Consider the following 589-nt stretch of genomic DNA (forward strand, 5'->3'; position numbering starts at 1 on the left):
GTGGATCTGCAATCCGTCCTCCGGCGCGACGCCGGGCGGTAACGCGAACGGGACCTCCCGGCTGGCCACGGGCGCGCTGGCCGCCACCAGTTCCGCCGCGGGAGTGGCGTCGTTTTTCGGTGTCGCCCTGACCGGCGCAGTTCCCTGGCCCGGCGCCGTTGCCGCGGGCAGACAGCATGGATGCTCGGTGCCCTGGACGTGGAATATGGCGGCAGCAACGGCGATCGAGGCCGCGATTGCCAACCAACGGCCCCGGCCGTTGGCCAAGGGGTCTGGGCTCACGAACTGCAATCTAGTGTCATCGTGGGCGCAGCGCGGCGATTTCGAGCCGGTGGCGCCCAGATTCGCACGGCAGCGGTAAAACCGGGCTACAGGTGGCGGGCGGCGAAGTCCGCGGCTTGGCCGGTCATGCCGTTGGCCAGATATGACAGGTGCGCGAAATTCGGCTGCTGACCCGTCGTGCCATCGCAGACGGAGTCGTCGGGAGCGCACAACTGCAGGGTCTTCGGTGCATAAAGCGGTCCGATGGTGATAGGCGGCGCCCCGTAGGATTGCAACCACGGGTTGGAGGGCGTTCCGAACAAGGTCA

Annotated in this window: 1 protein-coding gene and 1 pseudogene; both read right to left on the bottom strand. The window is 67.6% G+C overall.

From position 1 onward, the window contains the following. Positions 1-282: pseudogene (locus F6Q13_RS19700) on the bottom strand (glycoside hydrolase); the annotation flags it as partial. An 86-nt stretch (positions 283-368) separates the two neighbouring features. Beyond that, the coding region (locus F6Q13_RS19705; RefSeq protein WP_293060071.1) for a cutinase family protein at positions 369-589 on the bottom strand (221 nt) is incomplete at its 5' end.

The sequence above is a fragment of the Mycobacterium sp. genome, assembly GCF_008709575.1.
Taxonomy (GTDB): domain Bacteria; phylum Actinomycetota; class Actinomycetes; order Mycobacteriales; family Mycobacteriaceae; genus Mycobacterium.